1 protein-coding gene is annotated in these 275 nt (G+C 78.9%); it reads left to right on the plus strand.

Annotated features, from left to right (window positions below; translation table 11 throughout):
- Nucleotides 1-221, plus strand: a 221-nt coding sequence (locus tag QCD75_RS22050; RefSeq protein WP_301231656.1) for a hypothetical protein, incomplete at its 5' end; no start/stop codon positions are given.
- Between the last annotated feature and the right edge of the window lie 54 nt (nt 222-275).

The raw sequence follows: 275 nt of genomic DNA on the forward strand, positions 1-275 counted from the left end.
CCGACGTGGACGCCGCCGCCGCGCGCGCGTGGCTGCAGGCGGCGGGTGCCGACACCCTGGTGCACGGCCACACCCACCGCCCCGCCGAGCACGACCTCGAAGCGGGCCTGCGGCGCGTGGTCCTGACCGACTGGGATCTGGAAGCCCAGCCGCCGCGCGCCGGGCTGCTGCGGCTGAGCGAGCGCGGCGCCGAGTGCGTGGCGCTCGCCGGTCCGGGCTGAGCCGATGCCCGCGGCCTGGTTGCGACGCCTGGTGCAGCGCGTGCGGGGCCGCAT

The sequence above is a fragment of the Arthrobacter sp. PsM3 genome, assembly GCF_030433895.1.
GTDB lineage: Bacteria > Actinomycetota > Actinomycetes > Actinomycetales > Micrococcaceae > Arthrobacter.